This is a genomic window from Epibacterium sp. ABZ3_068 (genome assembly GCF_056159265.1).
Map to the genome: position 1 here is coordinate 1 of NZ_JBSWUV010000008.1, position 522 is coordinate 522.

At 59.0% G+C, this 522-nt stretch carries 1 protein-coding gene; it reads right to left on the minus strand.

Features of this window, described 5'->3' with window-relative positions; genetic code table 11:
• Positions 1–13 precede the first annotated feature (13 nt).
• Positions 14–522, minus strand: a 509-nt coding sequence (locus ACXAEW_RS22245; protein WP_474943539.1) for a transposase, incomplete at its 5' end; no start/stop codon positions are given.

A 522-nucleotide genomic window follows, 5' to 3' on the forward strand; every position in this document is an offset into this window, starting at 1 on the left:
GCCGAGACCTTGATCATATGGCGGGTGTTGTTTGGGGAGCCGTGATGAGCTTTGCGAGTTTTCTGAGGTTCTGGGCGGTGGCGGCGAGGTGGAATTCGTCGCGTGCGCCGCATGGACCACGTAATCGGAGGCGTCCGAGACCGAGGATGCGTTTGAGGTGGGCAAACAGCATCTCGACCTTCTTCCTGAGCTTGCAAGAGATCGCGTATTGGGTGGTTTGGGCGATGGCGCGCGCCACGTCTCGGGATGGTTCGTGGACCGACCGTGTTACCTTGCGCCGCGGCTCTTTCGGGCAGCATCGGCTTTTCAGGTTGCAGGCGTCGCAGTCGGATCTGCGGGCACGATAACGAAGGATGCCGTCCTTGTCCGGTTTCGGTTCCCTCGGCTTTGTGAAGGCCCGGCGGTATTGTTTGAGTTCCTTGCCACCTGGACAGATGTACGCGTCATTCTCAGTGTCATAGGTGAAGTCGGCTCGCTCGAAGGTCCCGTCGTTGCGACCGGATTTATCGATAACCGGGATAT